The organism is Chachezhania sediminis (assembly GCF_009765275.1).
Classification (GTDB): domain Bacteria; phylum Pseudomonadota; class Alphaproteobacteria; order Rhodobacterales; family Rhodobacteraceae; genus Chachezhania; species Chachezhania sediminis.
On sequence record NZ_VOPH01000003.1, the window covers coordinates 353,009 to 368,253 of the forward strand.

At 66.4% G+C, this 15,245-nt stretch carries 12 protein-coding genes; 9 read left to right on the forward strand and 3 right to left on the reverse strand.

All coding sequences use genetic code 11. The features are described 5' to 3' along the window. Positions 1 to 176 precede the first annotated feature (176 nt). Together FQK05_RS11105 and FQK05_RS11110 are read left to right on the forward strand one after the other, a co-directional pair. Entirely contained in the window at positions 177 to 1,682 is a 1,506-nt protein-coding gene (locus FQK05_RS11105) for a tripartite tricarboxylate transporter permease (RefSeq protein WP_158966700.1), read from the forward strand. A 71-nt stretch (positions 1,683 to 1,753) separates the two neighbouring features. Beyond that, positions 1,754 to 2,722: a Bug family tripartite tricarboxylate transporter substrate binding protein gene (locus tag FQK05_RS11110; protein ID WP_158966702.1), complete on the forward strand. Its 969-nt coding sequence runs from the start codon at positions 1,754 to 1,756 to the stop codon at positions 2,720 to 2,722. 182 nt (positions 2,723 to 2,904) lie between these two features. Here the strand turns inward: FQK05_RS11110 and FQK05_RS11115 are convergent, their stop codons facing one another. Beyond that, positions 2,905 to 3,654 (reverse strand): SDR family oxidoreductase, encoded by a 750-nt coding sequence (locus FQK05_RS11115; protein WP_158966704.1) that lies wholly within the window; start codon positions 3,652 to 3,654, stop codon positions 2,905 to 2,907. A 139-nt stretch (positions 3,655 to 3,793) separates the two neighbouring features. On the opposite strand from FQK05_RS11115, the gene FQK05_RS11120 reads away from it, so the two are divergent. From FQK05_RS11120 to FQK05_RS11135, 4 genes are read left to right on the forward strand one after another with little or no spacing between them, the layout of a single operon-like run. Continuing rightward, positions 3,794 to 4,213: a Zn-ribbon domain-containing OB-fold protein gene (locus FQK05_RS11120; RefSeq protein WP_158966706.1), complete on the forward strand. Its 420-nt coding sequence runs from the start codon at positions 3,794 to 3,796 to the stop codon at positions 4,211 to 4,213. Beyond that, the gene (locus FQK05_RS11125; RefSeq protein ID WP_158966708.1) at positions 4,210 to 5,355 is read left to right on the forward strand and encodes a thiolase family protein; all 1,146 of its coding nucleotides are present in this window, start codon (positions 4,210 to 4,212) and stop codon (positions 5,353 to 5,355) included. Before FQK05_RS11120 ends, FQK05_RS11125 begins: the two co-directional genes overlap by 4 nt. Further along, positions 5,352 to 6,146: an enoyl-CoA hydratase/isomerase family protein gene (locus tag FQK05_RS11130; RefSeq protein WP_158966710.1), complete on the forward strand. Its 795-nt coding sequence runs from the start codon at positions 5,352 to 5,354 to the stop codon at positions 6,144 to 6,146. The genes FQK05_RS11125 and FQK05_RS11130 overlap by 4 nt, the downstream gene beginning before the upstream one ends. A 4-nt stretch (positions 6,147 to 6,150) precedes the next feature. Further along, complete coding sequence (locus FQK05_RS11135; RefSeq protein ID WP_158966712.1) at positions 6,151 to 7,188, forward strand: NAD(P)H-dependent flavin oxidoreductase; 1,038 nt, start codon at positions 6,151 to 6,153, stop codon at positions 7,186 to 7,188. A 65-nt stretch (positions 7,189 to 7,253) separates the two neighbouring features. On the opposite strand, the gene FQK05_RS11140 is transcribed toward FQK05_RS11135, so the two are convergent. Next, entirely contained in the window at positions 7,254 to 8,354 is a 1,101-nt protein-coding gene (locus tag FQK05_RS11140; protein WP_158966714.1) for an AbrB family transcriptional regulator, read from the reverse strand. 246 nt (positions 8,355 to 8,600) lie between these two features. Here FQK05_RS11140 and FQK05_RS11145 point away from each other — a divergent pair, with 246 nt between their 5' ends. The 3 genes from FQK05_RS11145 to FQK05_RS11155 all read left to right on the forward strand — a co-directional run bounded on the left by FQK05_RS11145 (position 8,601) and on the right by FQK05_RS11155 (position 14,508). Further along, positions 8,601 to 10,895: a xanthine dehydrogenase family protein molybdopterin-binding subunit gene (locus tag FQK05_RS11145; protein ID WP_158966716.1), complete on the forward strand. Its 2,295-nt coding sequence runs from the start codon at positions 8,601 to 8,603 to the stop codon at positions 10,893 to 10,895. Positions 10,896 to 11,587: 692 nt separating this feature from the next. Next, the gene (locus FQK05_RS11150) at positions 11,588 to 13,261 is read left to right on the forward strand and encodes an AMP-binding protein (RefSeq protein ID WP_158966718.1); all 1,674 of its coding nucleotides are present in this window, start codon (positions 11,588 to 11,590) and stop codon (positions 13,259 to 13,261) included. Between the two features lie 350 nt (positions 13,262 to 13,611). Continuing rightward, a complete protein-coding gene (locus tag FQK05_RS11155) occupies positions 13,612 to 14,508 on the forward strand; it encodes a hypothetical protein (protein ID WP_158966720.1) in 897 nt (298 codons plus the stop codon). A gap of 150 nt (positions 14,509 to 14,658) precedes the next feature. On the opposite strand, the gene FQK05_RS11160 is transcribed toward FQK05_RS11155, so the two are convergent. Then, entirely contained in the window at positions 14,659 to 15,066 is a 408-nt protein-coding gene (locus tag FQK05_RS11160) for a GFA family protein (protein WP_158966722.1), read from the reverse strand. Positions 15,067 to 15,245: the final 179 nt, after the last annotated feature.

Below are 15,245 nucleotides of genomic sequence, written 5' to 3' on the forward strand. Positions count from 1 at the left end.
TTCGGACAGGCGAACGGCCGGGCAATCCCGTCGAACGCCCATCCAATTCGCGCCCGCCGCCATCCCGGGGGCACACCTGCGGCACGACTGGGGCGGGTCGGGCGCGAACCGGATCGCTGCGCATTCCGGGGGCGGGGAACTGCCCTTCAACAGCCAGGCACGGAGGCCGTAATCCCATGGACCTTTTCGACAACATGATCCTGGGCTTTTCAGTCGCCGTGTCGTGGTCGAGCCTTCTGGCCTGTTTCATCGGCGTCAGCTTGGGCACCTTCATCGGCGTCCTGCCGGGGGTGGGGGCGCTGGCCGGGATCTCTCTTCTGATGCCGCTGACATTCAACCAGACGCCCACGGATGCCATCGTGATGCTGGCCGGTATCTACTATGGCTCGATCTACGGCGGGTCCACCGCAGCGATCCTGCTGAACCTGCCCGGATCGGTCACGTCCGCCGTTACCTGCTTCGACGGCTACCCGATGGCGCAGCAGGGCCGCGCCGGCAAGGCGCTGGCCATGACCACGCTGGCCAGCTTCATCGGCGGCTGCTTTTCCATCGTGCTGATGATGGGCTTTGCCGCGCCCCTGGTGGCGGTGGCGCAAAGCTTTGGCAGCCCGGAATACTTCGCGATGACCATCCTGGGGCTTCTCGCGGCCTCGACCCTGTCGCAGGGCTCGCCCGTCAAGGGCATCGCCATGGTGGTCGTGGGCCTGATCGTCGGGCTGGTGGGCACCGACATCCAGTCCGGCGTCGCCCGCTTTACCTTCGGCTCGCGCGAGTTGCTGGACGGGATCTCTCTGGTCGTGCTGGCCATGGGTCTTTTCGGCGTTTCCGAGATCCTGGTGAACTTCACCGACATGCACCGGGCCCGGTCGCGGCAGGACGTCGACACCAGCTGGGGCGCGATGATGCCGTCGAAACAGGAATGGAAGGACAGCACCGGTGCGCTGGGGCGCGGGTCCGTCATCGGCGCCGTCATCGGCATCCTGCCCGGCGCAGGCGCGGCCATCGCCGCCTTCATCGCCTATTCGGTCGAAAAGAAGCTGTCCAGGACCCCCGAACGGTTCGGGAATGGCGCGATCGAGGGGCTGGCCGCAGCGGAAACCGCCAACAACTCGGCCGCGCAGGCGGCCTTCATCCCGACAATGAGCCTGGGCATCCCCGGGTCCGCCACCATGGCGCTGCTTCTGGGTGCGCTTCTGATTCACGGGGTGCAACCCGGGCCGCTGGTGATCCAGACCAACCCGGACCTGTTCTGGGGCCTGATCGCCAGCTTCTGGATCGGCAACCTGATGCTGCTGGTGCTGAACCTGCCGATGATCGGGATCTGGGTCAGGATGCTGATGATCCCCTATCACATCCTGTATCCCTGCATCCTGTTCTTCATCTGCCTGGGCGCCTTTTCGGCCCGCAACAACCCGGTCGACATCCTGCTGGTCATCCTTTTCGGCCTGATGGGCTATGGGATGAAGCTTCTGCAACTGCCGGCGGCGCCCCTTCTGCTGGGCCTCGTCCTTGGCCCGATGGCAGAGGAGCACTTCCGCCGCTCGCTGCTGCTGTCACGGGGCGATCCGACCGTCTTCATCACCCAGCCGATCAGCGGGGGCCTTCTGGCCGTCGCGGCGCTTGTCGTGGCTTCGACCGTCTGGACCTCGGTGAAACGCAAGCGGCTGCAACACGCGGCCTAGGACCCGGTGCCCCGGAGGAGGGAGGCGCCAATCAACAGGCCCGCAAAGGGCCAGAACGGGAGGAAAAGAAAATGTCCCTGAAATCCAAGATGGTGGGTCTGGCCATCGGGCTTGCCCTGGCCACCCCGGCGCTGGCCGACGATTTTCCGTCGAAGCCGATCACCTGGATCGTGCCCTATACTGCAGGAGGCATCACCGACACCCGCTCGCGCCTGATCGCCGACGAATTCGCGAAGGCCCTGGGAGAGACGGTGGTGGTCGAAAACAAGCCCGGCGCCGGTGGCACGCTGGGGCTGGAATATGTCGCCCGCGCCGATCCCGACGGCTATACGATCATCTACGGCACGCTGGGCACGCTGGCTGCGGCGCCGTCGCTTTACAAGACGCTGCGCTATGACCCGCTGGCGGACTTCGAATCCGTCCACATGATGGCGTCGTCCCCCAACACGCTGATCGCCTGGAAGGACACGCCCTACAACAACGTTCAGGAACTTGTGGCCTATGCCAGGGACCATCCGGGCGAGGTGACGGTGGGACTGGCGGGCATCGGCACCGGCACGCACCTGGCGTCCGAACTGTTCATGAACGCCACCGGGATCGAGATGCTGCAGGTTCCCTACAAGGGATCCGCGCCCATGCTGAATGACCTGATCGCCGGGCGGCTGGACGTGGCCTTCGACTATGCCGTGTCAACGCTGGGTCACCAGCAGTCGGGCGCGATAAAGGTGCTGGGCGTGACCGGAGAGGACCGGCTGGACCTGTTCCCCGACGCCATGACGATGGCGGAATCGGGCTTTCCGGAAGCCACGACTGGGTCGTGGTCCGGCATCTTCGTGCCTGCGGGAACGCCCCCGGACCGGGTGGCGATCCTGACCGACGCCTTCGATACGGCGATGAAGACCGACAAGGTGCAGGACGCAATGGCCAAGGTGCAAAGTATCTTCATGGACATGGACGGGGCGGAAATGGACGCTTATGTCGCCGCCGAACGCGACCGCTGGACCCGGATCATCGAGGCGGCGGGGATCGAGAAGCGCTGAAGCAGGGAAGGGCCCGCCGGATTGGCGGGCCCTGTCCTTTTGCAGCCGGGAAACCTATGCTCATGGCCCCAACCCCTGCAGACCCGCGGTGCGTCAGCGCCGCATCGCGTCCGAGGCCGCCCGGCCGGATGCGGTACGCTTCCGGTCCGGCGCAGTCGAGGGCGCGATCGCCTGCACCGGCCCTAACGCCCGCCAGTCACCTCGATGCACTGGGCGGAAATGAAATCCGCCATGGTCGAGGCATAGAACAGCACCACCTTGGCCACGTCCGTCGTCTCGCCCAGCCGGGGCAGGGGCGTCAGGCCTTTCGACTTCGCTTCCAGCTTGTCGAAATCCTTGCGCGCCCTCAGCCGCGGCGTGGCGATCAGGCCCGGGGCCACCGCGTTCACGGTGATGTTGAATGCCCCCGCCTCGCGCGCCAGTGCATTGGTCAGGCCCAGAAGCCCGGCCTTGGCCGAGGAATAGTTCGTCTGCCCCTTGGTTCCCTGCGCCGCCATCGACGAGATGTTGACGATCCGGCCCCAGTTCCGTTCCATCATCCCGGGCAGGACCGCGCGGCAGCAATGGAATGTCCCCTTCAGCACCGTGTTGTGGACAATGTCCCAATCCTCGTCCTGCATCTTCAGCATGTACATGTCGCGGCTGAAGCCGGCGTTGTTCACCAGGATGTCGATACCCCCCAGCGCCGCGGCAACGTCGGCAAAGCCTGCCGCCACTGCGTCCTTGTCGGTGATGTCGCAGGCCGCTGCATGGACGGTGGCGCCGGGCACCGCCTCCTCCAGTGCTGCCTTGGCCTCTGCCGCCGCGTCCGGATTCCGGTCCAGAAGCGCCACGCTGGCCCCTTCGGCCGCCATCAGCCGGGCCGTTTCCCGCCCGATGGCACCGCCACCCCCCGTCACCACGGCAACGCGTCCCGTCAGACCAAGATCCATGACATCCTCCCCAGGATATTCGGTACTCTAATTTACTCTTGGGTAGAAATATCTCATCGATGTCAGTAAAGATCAATATTATCAATTGATTTTAAAAATATAAATATTTTACTATAAGGTAAGTTAATGGGAGGATGCAATGAAGCTTGAGAAACCCGACCTTTGTGCGCCGGGTGCGGGACATGGCACGCACGGGCCGCGCCTGGTGCTGAAGGCGGGCCTCTGCGCCGCCTGCGGCCAGGTTCATTTCCCAAAGACCGAATTCGGCTGCCCGCGCTGCGGGGCGGCCCCGGACCGGGTTGCGCTTCATGCGCTGGACGGTGCGGCGCGGCTTTTGGCCTTTGCCACCATTCACACCCGGCTCAGCCCGCTGATCACGCCTCCCTGCGTGGTGGGTGAGGCCGAAGTCGCCCCCGGCATCGTCGAAGAAGTTATGCTGGTGGGCGACGAGATGCTCTATGCCGACGGGATGGCGCTGCGCGCTGTCGGCATCCCCGTCGCCCGCGGCGACCGCCAGTTGATGGCCATCCGTTTCGAACCGGCGGAGGACGCGGCATGACCGTCCTGAAGGATCTGCGCCCGGTCTATGTCGTGGGCGTCGGCATGCATCGCTATCAGTTCGCCTCCGACACGAACTACATCCACATGGGGTTGACGGCGCTTCGCGCCGCGCTGGCCGACGCTGGGCTGGAATTCCCGCAGATCGAAAGCGCTTTCGTCGGGTGTACCGGCATCGGCATGGCCGCGGGCCGGATCATGTTCAACCACATCGGCTCGACCGGACTGGCCGTGACGCAGTGCGAAAACGCCTCGGCCTCGGGCTCCTCCGCCTTCCAGCTGGCCTGCCTCGAAGTCGCGGCGGGCCGGCGAGAGGTCTCGCTGGCGCTGGGCGTCGACAAGTACGGCGACCAGGTCCGGGCCATCAACAAGGAAGGGGTGGGCCGCCTGTCCGACACGGCGGCGATCCCGCTGGTCCGCTATGCGCTGCTGGCGGAATACCTGAAAAAGGAAAAGGGACTGCAGCCAGAAGACCTGGCCATGGTCGCCGCCAAGAACCACACGAACGGGTCGAAAAACCCCTTTGCCCAGTTCCAGAAGGCCCGCTCGGTCCAGGATATCCTGGCCGCCAAGCCGGTCATGGGCGATTTCACGTCGCCGATGTGCACTCCCCGCGGCGAAGGCGCAGCCGCCGCCATCGTCTGTTCCGCGGCCGCGCTTAAGGATCTGGGGCTGACGGGGGAACCGATCCGCGTCCTGTCCTCGACCCTGCAATCCGAACGCCCGCAGGTGGGCCGCGAAATGGGCAGCGTCGCCGTCGCCCGCGCCGTGGCGGAAAAAACCTATGAAGAGGCGGGGATCACGGCGCAGGACCTCGACATCGTCGAACTGCACGATGCCTTCGCGATCGAGGAACTGCTCTATGTCGAAACCTTCGGCCTTTGCCCGACGGGAGAGGGACATTTCTGGATCCGTTCGGGCGCGGCCGAAATCAATGGCGAGGTTGCGGTGAACCCTTCGGGCGGGTTGCTGGCGCAGGGCCACCCCCTGGGCCCGACCGGCATCGGCCAGGTGCATGAAATCGTCCACCAGCTGCGCGGCACCGCGGGACCGCGCCAGCACAGGGGCGCCACCACGGGCATGGCCCACATGATCGGCCTCGGTTCGATCTCCATCGCGCATGTGTTGAGGAAAGAGACATGACCTGGGACACCCTCCTCTATGACCTGCACGACGATGGCGTGGCCGTCGTCACGCTGAACCGGCCCGACCGGATGAACACGCTGGGCGGTTCGATGAAGCCGGACCTGCATGACCTGTTTATGAATGTCATGCTGAACGACCGGAACGTCCGCTGCGTGGTCCTGACAGGGCAGGGGGATCGGGCCTTCTGCGCCGGCGCCGACATCAAGGAACGCGCCGCCAATCGCCCCGTCCCGGCGGAATATTTTGCGAAACAGAAATACACCCACGACCTCTTCTCCGGCATCGAGGAGTTCGAACGCCCGGTCATCGCCGCCATCAACGGCGTAGCCTTGGGCGGCGGCTGCGAACTGGCCCTTTGCGCCGATATCCGCATCGCCGCCGACACCGCGCGTATCGGTCTGACCGAGGTGAAGCTGGGCGTCCTGCCCGCCGCCGGCGGCACCCAGCGCCTGCCGCGCCTGATCGGCGAGGCCCGCGCGAAGGAGTTGATGTTTACCGGCCGCATGCTCTCTGCCGCCGAGGCGCTGCAGCTGGGCCTGGTCAGCCATGTCGTGCCCCCGGCCGACCTGATGGACACGGCCCTGACGCTGGCCCGGGACATCGCCGCGAAACCGCCCCTGTCCGTTTCCTTCATCAAGCAGGCGGTCCATGCCGGCCTGCAGGTGGGGATCGAGGCCGGGCTGGATTACGAACGCTATGCCGCCGCCATGCTGATGGACAGCGAGGACCGCAGGGAAGGCTTCGCCGCCTTCCTGGAAAAGCGCCCGCCGGTCTTCAGGGGGCGGTAGGACGGTGACGGCCGAAACCCGCTCCGACCCCTTGCACGACGCCTACAAGCCGCTTTTCGAAACGCGGCTGACAAGGCTGTTCGGCATGCGCCATCCGGTGATGGTCGGCGGCATGATGTTCCATTCCAGGGCCGACTTCGTTGCCGCCTGCGCCCGGGCCGGCACCATGGCCTTCCTGACCGCCAAGTCCTGTCGCGACGCCCGCGAACTGCGCGCGAACCTCACCCGTTGCACCGACCTCGCCGAAGGCGCCCCGTGGGGCCTGAACCTCTCGATCTCGCGCTTCCGCCCGAACGACATCGTCGATGCGGCCCTGGATCTTGCCGCCGAACTCGGGATCACGCGGTTCGAAACCTCTGGCAGCTTTCCCGGCGACGTGCTTCGCCGTATCCACGACATGGGTGGCGTGGTGATCCACAAGGCGACGCAGCTTCGCCACGCGATCAAGGCGGCCGAAGGCGGCGCTGACGCGCTGATCGTCGTGGGAGCCGAAGCCGGGGGGCACCCCGGCACCAATCCGCACCCGTCCCACGTCATTCTGGCGGAACTGCTGAAGCACACCGATGTCCCGGTGGCCATCGGCGGTGGAATCGGTACCGGCCGCCAGATCCTGGGCGCGCTGGCGCAAGGCGCGGATGCCGCCGTCGTCGTCTCGCGCCTGCTGACCGCGACCGAGATTCGGGTCCACGACAACTACCGAACCCGCATGGTGCAAGCCGGCATCGACGATTCCATCGTGGTCCTGGGCAGCATCAAGGACACCTGGCGCGTCCTGCGCAATGCCACCTCCGAATGGGTCGCCGCACGGGAAAAGGAACTGGGAGACACGGCCACCCACGCCGCCTTCGGCGAGGTCCTGAAAGGCGCCTATGCCCGCGAACACGCCTATGCCGGCGGCGACATGGACCGGGGCATGATGTCCTGCTCTTCGGCCGTGGCCCATGCCGACCGCATCGCGCCCGCGGGCGACATCCTCTACCAACTCATGCGGGAAACGGACGAAGCCGCCCGCGCGCTGGCCAATCTCGCCCACCGCCCCTGACTTCTTTGATCTCCAAATATCTCGGGGGAGGCGCGCGCAAAGCGCGCGGCGGGGGCAGAGCCCCCTTACGCCGGCGGCCGCATGTCCCCCGGCGGGATGGTCCGTGCGAAAAGCTTCGCCACCGCCACAGACAAGACGATCCGCACGACATGGTGCGAAGTCACGTAAATGACCGAAATATGCAGCGACAGCGCCACCAGCGACATCTCGGCCAGCCCGCCCGGTGCGAAGGCAAGAACCACTGCCTCGACGCGCTCGTCCACCAGCTGGTGCAGCAGCAGCCCGGCACCTATCGCCAGCACCATGGTGAAGATCACGTTCATGAAGGCCAGCGTCAGGGCCGTGAAGAACATCGACGGCCGCATCCCCACGAACCGCGTCCCCAGTGCCACCCCGATGATCAGCTGGGTGACGGAAATCAGGTAACGCGGCGGGGCCGACTCCAGCAGCCCCGTCAGATGCGCCGCGCCCGAGGCCAGGATCGGTCCGGTAATCAGGTAGGCCGGCAGCTTCAGCTTCCTGCCCAGGAAGAAGCCCGCAACCCCCACGACCAGCTGCCAGAAGGCCTCAGTCGGCGTGAAGGGCGCCCCCGGCAGCGGCATCGCGGCGCCTGCGGCCGATCCCACGGCGCCGCCTTGTGCCAGTGAAAAGGCCAGCGGCACCAGCACGATGGTCAGGATCAGCCGCAGGAACTGAAGCGCCGTCAGCATCGGCACGTCTGCGCCGTTCTCCTCTCCCATCTGGATGCACTCGATCAGCCCGCCGGGCACGGCCGAATAATAGGCCGTGACCTTCGACAGCCGCCCCACCAGCCGGAAGCCGCGATAGCCCACGTAATGCGCCACCGGGATATAGACGAAGATCGCCAGCAACGACGGCCACCAGGTCCTGAGCTCGTCCAGGATCTTCGGCGTGAAGGCCGATCCGATCGACAGCCCGATGATCGGGATGAAGAACATCCGCAGCCAGAACGGCACCTTGGGCGGATGGCCTTCCAGTCGGAACCCGAAGATGGAAATCGCACCCACCGCCACGACGGAGCCCAGAAGCATCGGGATCGGCAGGCCCAGCCACTTCGCCGCGAAGCCCCCGGCGATGCCGGCCCCGAAGACGGTGACCAGCATCAGGGGGTGGATCTCTTCGCCGGCTATTCTGAAACTTCTCATGTGGCAGCCGGGCTTTCTTCGATGTATCTCTGGCGCGTGGCGCGTCGTCGGGCAGGGGGCCAATGTGGGGCCGCCTGCCGGGACCGGACGGAAGTCCGGCACAGGGGCAAGGCCGTGATCCGTCGGCAACCGGTCCGGGATGCGGTTCGTGTTAGACCGCGGAAATTTATGGCGCAAGTCGCAGTATTTACTTTCGGGACAGTGCGCCTAACGTGACGTAGGCAGGGATCGACAGGAGAACTTGGCATGACGAAACCGCGCAAGGGGCGGCAGGAAGATCTGCGGCTGCTGACGGGCCATGGCACCTATACCGACGACCGGCAGGAAGGGGGCACGCCGCTGGTGGCCGCCTTCGTGCGCTCGGACATGGCCTCGGCCAGGATCGTGTCCATCGACAAGGGCAATGCGCTGGACATGCCCGGCGTCCACGGCATCTGGACCGGCGCCGACCTGGCGGCGGCCGGCGTAGGGCCGGTGCAGGTGGCGATGAAGGTCATGGGGCCCGAAGGCACCGAATGGCTGGCCACCCCGCGCGAACTGATGCCGTCAGCCCGCGTCCGCTTCCTGGGCGAGCCCCTGGCCGTGGTCGTGGCGGAAACCCTGGCCCAGGCGCTGGACGCGGCCGAGGCCGTCATGGTCGAACTGGACGAACTGCCCGCTGTCATCACCATCGAAGCGGCCAGGGCCGAGGGCGCGCCTCTGCTTCACGAGGACCGGCCCGGCAACCTCTGCATGACCTGGGCGAAGGGCGACTGGGATGCCGCGGGCGCCGCCATCGACCGCTCGCCTCACAAGGTGAAGACGAAGGTGCCCGTGTCCCGCGTGACCGCCGTCGCGATGGAGCCGCGGGCGGCGCTGGCTGGCCCCCTGGGCGGCGGGCGGATGGAGATGATCTGTTCCCACCAGAATCCGATGGCGCTGCGCCCGGTGCTGGCCGGTGCCTTCGGGATGGAACCCGACGCGATCCGCTGCCACACAGGCGACGTGGGCGGCGCCTTCGGCATGAAATCGGGACCGATGCGCGAGGAACTGGTGACCTTCTGGGCCGCGCGCGAACTGAACACCCATGTCCGCTGGAAGGCGACCCGTTCCGACAGTTTCCAGACGGACGAGGCTGCGCGGGACATGGATTTCACCTGCGAACTGGGGATGGAGGCCGACGGCACCTTCACCGCCATGCGCTTCTCGGTCGATCTGAACGTGGGGGCCTATGTCTCCACCCGCTCGGCGATCATGCTGGCGAATTACGGCGGGGCGGCGGGCGTCTACAGGACGCCGCTGATCGCGGGGAAGATGGCCTGCTACCTGACCAACACCGTGCCGCCCGCCCCCTATCGCGGGGCCGGAAGGCCCGAGGCGACCCTGGCCGTCGAGGCGCTGATCGACACCGCCGCCCGGCAATGCGGCTTCGACCGGATCGAGCTTCGGCGCAAGAACCTGATCCCGGTCGCGGCGATGCCATGGAAGGGCAATTTCGTCTTCGACTACGATTGCGGCGATTTCGAACGCGTCATGGACGCGGCCATCGCCCGCGCGGATCTTGCGCATTACGATGACCGCAAGGCGGCATCGGCCCGGGCCGGCAAGGTCCGCGGCCTGGGGCTTGCCATGTGTATCGAGACGGCGGGCGGGCTTTACGGCAATCCGGGGCGCGACTTCTCGAACGTGGAGCTTCACGCCGATGGGACCGTGACCTTGGCTATGGGCACATTCTCGGCCGGGTCCGGGATCGAGACGGTGATGACCGATCTGGCGGCCGAGGCGCTGCAGATCGCGCCCTGTCAGGTGACATACCGGCAGGGTGATACCGACGTGATGGCAGTGGGCAAGGGCATGGGCGGCTCTGCCGCGCTGCCCCAGGGCGCGGGCGCGCTGCAGGACGGTATCGCCAAGGTGGTCGAGATCGCGAAAAACGTGGCCGGCGACATGCTGGAGGCCGATGCGGCCGATATCGAATACGAGGCCGGCGCCTTCCGCATTGCCGGCACCGACCGGGTCCTGACCATGGCGCAGGTCGCGGCCGGTGCGGCCGAGCGCGAGATCCGGCTGGTGGGCGAAGGCGTCTTTGCGCCCGATGCCCCGACCTTTCCCAACGGCTGCCATATCTGCGAGGCGGAAATCGATCCCCAGACCGGGCTCACGCAGATCCTGTCCTATACGGGGGTCGAGGACATCGGCACCGTGATCAACCCGCAGCTGGCCGAAGGCCAGGTCCACGGCGGCGTGGTGCAGGGCCTGGGCCAGGTCCTGTGCGAGGAACTGGTCTATGATCCGGCCGATGGCCAGTTGCTCTCGGGCAGTTTTATGGACTACGCGATGCCCCGCGCCGCGGACATGCCGCCGCTCGACTGCGGTTTCGAACCGGTGCCCACCCGGGTGAACCCGCTGGGCGTGAAAGGCGTGGGCGAAGCCGGCACTGTCGGCGCGCTCGCCGCGGGCATGAGCGCGGTTGCCGATGCCATGGCGCAACTGGGCGTTTCCCATTTCACGATGCCCGCCACGCCCGGCCGCGTCTGGGAGGCGCTGAACGCCGCGCAGTGACAGCGGCCGGCGCGTCCCGCCATGCCCGGCCATGTCCCGCGCCGGCCGCGCGCCCACCCGCCAGGGGCGCGAAACAAAAACGCCCTGCCTCCCGCGTCCTGGGTCTCCGGGCAACCTCGGGGGCAGGGGGAAAGCGTCCCCGATTTGCCCGCCGCGCGGCTGGTCCCCCCGACGAGTGCTCAAGCGCAAAAGACCGGGCGCCCGGCCCTCACTTCTTTGGTCTTCAAATACTCTCAGGGGTGTGGGGACAGCGTCCCCACGCCGCCGCATGCCACGCGTGACCGGCAGGGTGCTTTGGCCCTTCCCGACACCGTATCCCTCCCTGTGCCCTCGGCACTCATGGGCCGCGCATGCCCCTGCGCCCCGCCCCGACACCGTGACGCCACCGTGACGCCACCGCCGGTCCCGTCAGTCGCCGCTACGTCGGCAGGGATCCCCCCCGGCCTTGTCGACGACGGAGCACATGAGCCATATCCCGGTCCAGCCCGGGGGGGGCTGCCTGCCATCGCCGATCCGGCACCGGCCGCTTCCCCTCTTCGGTTTGACGGCGGGTTCAGTATGTCTACCATGGCGTCACAAGAATCTCGCAAAAGGCGAGCGATCCCGGTGTCGCACCTGTTGCAGGGGCGGCCGGAAGGTATTAGCCTTGGCCTCAATATGCGGAATGAAATTCCGCACTGCGGGAGGAATTTATGGAATTGAGGATCGAGCGGGGCTCCAGGCCCTGGCACAAGCATTACATCGACGGCGTGCGTGCGGATTTCGTGCCTCAGGACACGACCCTGACAGCGCTGATGGCCACAGCCTTCGACACCTATGCCGACCAGCTGCTGATCGAATACTACGGCAAGCGATTCACCAATGCCGATATGAAGCGTCTGGCGGCCCAGGTCGCGGCGGCGCTGAAGGCCAATGGCGTGGAAAAGGGCGACCGGGTCGCGCTGCACCTGCCGAACTGTCCCTGGCATCCGATCTTCTTCTTCGGCACCATGATGGCCGGCGCCGCCGTCACGCATCTGAGCACCCTGGATGCGGATCGCGAGATCGCCCACAAGTTGCACGAAAGCGGTGCCAAGCTGGTGGTCAGCCTGACCACGCCGGAATTCGCGAAACACTTCGCACCGCTGCTGGCCTCGGGCGAGACGCCGCCGCTGATCCAGTGCCCGGACCCGGTCACGGCGCAGGGGCGTGACTGCCCGGTGCTGGACGGCGCGATCCCGGTCGACGCCTTCCTGTCGCCCCATGAAGGCGCGGCCTTCGATCCGGTGCCGGTCACGCCCGACGACATGGCGCTTCTGCAGTTCACCGGCGGTACGACCGGCGTGCCCAAGGCCGCGGTCCTGACCCATCGCAACCTGGCCTCGGCCGTGCTCATCTATGCCGAGAATTCAAAGGACGATCCCGGTTCCGCGCCGGGCAAGTCGGCGCTGCTTTATTCGCCCTTGTTCCACATCATGGGGCTGACGGCGGGTCTGTTGAAGGCCACCCATGAAGGCCGCACGATGTACCTGCGGTTGCGCTATGACGCCGCGACGGCGGTGGACGAGATCGAGGAGAAGAAGGTTAACGCGGTCGGTGGCGTTCCCACGACCTGGATTGCCTTCCTGCAACTGCCGGATATCGAAAAGCGGGACCTGTCGTCCCTGGACTATATCGGTTCCGGCGGCGCGCCCCTGCCGGTCGAGGTCTATAACCGCGTGCGCCAGCTGACCGGGCTGAAGCTGCGGGGCGGCTGGGGGATGACCGAAACCTCACCCGCCGGGACCAACGTGCCCAAGACCATGCCGGACGACAAACTGGGCACCATTGGCGTGCCGCTGCCGGGACTGGACATGAAGATCGTCGATGTCGAGGACCCGCACAAGGTGCTGGGTCCGAACGAACCCGGCGAGATGGCGATCATGGGCCCGAACGTCATGTCCCACTACTGGAACAAGCCCGAGGAGACCGAAGCCGCCTTCTGCGACGGCTGGTTCCTGACAGGCGACATTGGCTACATGGACGACGACGGGTATTTCTTCCTGGTCGACCGCAAGAAGGACATGATCCTGTCGGGTGGATTCAACGTCTATCCGCTGGTGATCGAACAGGCCGTCCACCTGCACCCGTCCGTGTCCGAGGCGATGGCCATCGGCGTCCCGGACGACTATCGCGGCGAAAGCGCCAAGGTCTTCGTGGTGCTGAACAAGGGGGCGAAACCGTTCTCGCTGCAGGACCTGCAGACCTTCCTGGAAGACAAGCTGGGCCGCCACGAGATCCCCCGCTACCTGGAATTCCGGACCGAGCTTCCGCACACCCCGGTCGGCAAGCCCGACCGAAAGGCGCTGAAGAAGGAAGAGGCGGAAAAGCTGGAGAAGGTGGGGTAGGGGCAGATCTATTTGCGGCTCGATCCGGGGCGGCTGGCCACGATCGAGGGCTTCACGTCGCGGGGCATGGCAGAGATTCGTGCGAAGGCCCCCGACCTGACGCAGGCCCTTGCCGCGGCCTGACCCGCCGTCGCAGGCGATTCAGGGATCCGGCCCGGATCCTTGAGGGCGTCCAATTTGCCGTTAGGTCATGGCCCAGTCCCCGCTGGAGTGCAGCGCCCGATGCGCTACATCACTCGGGTCAAACCTGTGCCCGGCCTGGACGGACCTGGATGAGGTGCTGCGTTCGACATGACCGCCGTCCCGGTTCCCGGGGCATCTATCGCAGTCCATGTTACCGGAGCCATGCCGTGAACCGATTGTCCAAGTCTCTTTGCCTGCTGGGAATTCCCCTGCTGACGGGCACCGTGGCCTCGGCCCAGCAGATGCCCGGGCCGGGGTTTTCCTTTGGCCTTGCCGGCGCTGTCATGGGGTCGGCGACCGTCGACATGAGCAGCGGCGACACGTTCAGCTATGCCCGCAGCTACGTGCAGGCAGAGGGAGAGCTGCGCCGCGGGCCTGCAAGCTCCATAGCGCTGGTGGTGGGGGGCGGTCAGACCCGCTACTCGTTCGGCAGCGGCTACAGGGGCCGCACCCGGATCGACGTGAACGAACTCAGCCTGTCGATGCCGATGCGCTTCCGGGTCGGTGAACGCAGCGCCCTGATCTTCGTGCCCCAGGTGTCGTTCGCCGCGGAAAGCGGCGCCGGCCTGTCGGACGGCATGACCTACGGGGCGATCGGCGGGATGATGTGGCGCCTGTCGCCGACCTTGCTGATCGGCCCGGGCCTGGGCATCCAGTCCAGTCTTCTGGACAAGACCGTGTTCTTTCCCTTCCTGCTGGTCGACTGGGAATTTGCCGACGGGTGGAGCCTGTCGACCGGGTCCGGCTTTGCCGCGACACGGGGGCCGGGCCTGCGGGTCAAGTACGACGTCACGGACACCTGGGAGGTCGGTATCGAAGCCCGCTACGAGGAATTCGAGTTTCGCATTTCCGACGCCAATGGCGGCGGAACCGGCGTGGACCGGTCGGTGCCCATCGTTGTGACCACCAAATGGTCGCCCAGCCCGGCCCTGACGATCAACGGCTTTGCCGGCGTCGCGTCGGACGGCGAATTCCTATACGAGGACGGCTATGGCAACGAGGTGGCCAGGTCGGACTATGACCCGGCACCGATCTTCGGCCTGTTCGCCAAGTACGAATTCTAGAGCTTTCCCGACGGGCCGGGGCTGCGGCCGGCCGTAGGTGCAGCTGCAGGCCGGGCTGGGCGCCGGGACGGCGTCCGCAATCCGGCCCGGACCAGCCCCGCCGGCCCGGCGCTTCGGCCGCTTCGGGGCGGCCTTTTTCGGGGCCGTGGATCAGCCCGGCAGGCCGTCCAGCCGGGGCACGGTTTCCAGATCCGCGTCCCATGCCGCCCGATCGGCCCAGCACAGATGCGCCGTGGGGCGGATGTCCGGCATGTCGTCCAGCGCGCCCGCGGGGATCAGAAGGCCCGCGCCGTCCTCAATAGCCGTCGGCACCGCGGACCCGCAGGCCGGGCAAAAGCTTTTGACATGACGCGTTTCCGGCACGCGGTACATGCGCACGTCCGCTTCTCCGGAGAGCCAGGTCAGCCTGCCCGTGGCAGAGAACAGGTTCGCTGCATGGGCGGACCCGGTGTCTTTCCGGCAGCGCGCGCAATGGCACAGGAAGAAGCCGTCGAAGGGGCCGGTGGCCTCGAACGTGATGGCGCCGCACTGGCAGCTGCCCCGGATCGGTCGGGTCATTGCAAAGGTCCTTTCGTTGGCAGATGGCGCGATACCCTAACGCCGGGCCATCCTGTCAACAATCGCGCAGACCCTTTGCGTCGAGTTCACTTTGCGGAAAAGTGGTCACCGCGCGCCAGTCGCTCTACAACAGTGGCAAGAGCCTCGCACAGGCGGCCGGTCCGAAGCTGCGACAGGTC

What these genes read in the sequence shown, in the direction of transcription:
- FQK05_RS11145 (WP_158966716.1), top strand. Translation starts at nt 8,601, where the DNA reads ATGACGAAACCGCGCAAGGGGCGGCAGGAAGATCTGCGGCTGCTGACG.
- FQK05_RS11110 (WP_158966702.1), top strand. Translation starts at nt 1,754, where the DNA reads ATGTCCCTGAAATCCAAGATGGTGGGTCTGGCCATCGGGCTTGCCCTG.
- FQK05_RS11120 (WP_158966706.1), top strand. Translation starts at nt 3,794, where the DNA reads ATGAAGCTTGAGAAACCCGACCTTTGTGCGCCGGGTGCGGGACATGGC.
- FQK05_RS11105 (WP_158966700.1), top strand. Translation starts at nt 177, where the DNA reads ATGGACCTTTTCGACAACATGATCCTGGGCTTTTCAGTCGCCGTGTCG.
- FQK05_RS11140 (WP_158966714.1), bottom strand. Translation starts at nt 8,354, where the DNA reads ATGAGAAGTTTCAGAATAGCCGGCGAAGAGATCCACCCCCTGATGCTG.
- FQK05_RS11160 (WP_158966722.1), bottom strand. Translation starts at nt 15,066, where the DNA reads ATGACCCGACCGATCCGGGGCAGCTGCCAGTGCGGCGCCATCACGTTC.
- FQK05_RS11115 (WP_158966704.1), bottom strand. Translation starts at nt 3,654, where the DNA reads ATGGATCTTGGTCTGACGGGACGCGTTGCCGTGGTGACGGGGGGTGGC.
- FQK05_RS11125 (WP_158966708.1), top strand. Translation starts at nt 4,210, where the DNA reads ATGACCGTCCTGAAGGATCTGCGCCCGGTCTATGTCGTGGGCGTCGGC.
- FQK05_RS11150 (WP_158966718.1), top strand. Translation starts at nt 11,588, where the DNA reads ATGGAATTGAGGATCGAGCGGGGCTCCAGGCCCTGGCACAAGCATTAC.
- FQK05_RS11130 (WP_158966710.1), top strand. Translation starts at nt 5,352, where the DNA reads ATGACCTGGGACACCCTCCTCTATGACCTGCACGACGATGGCGTGGCC.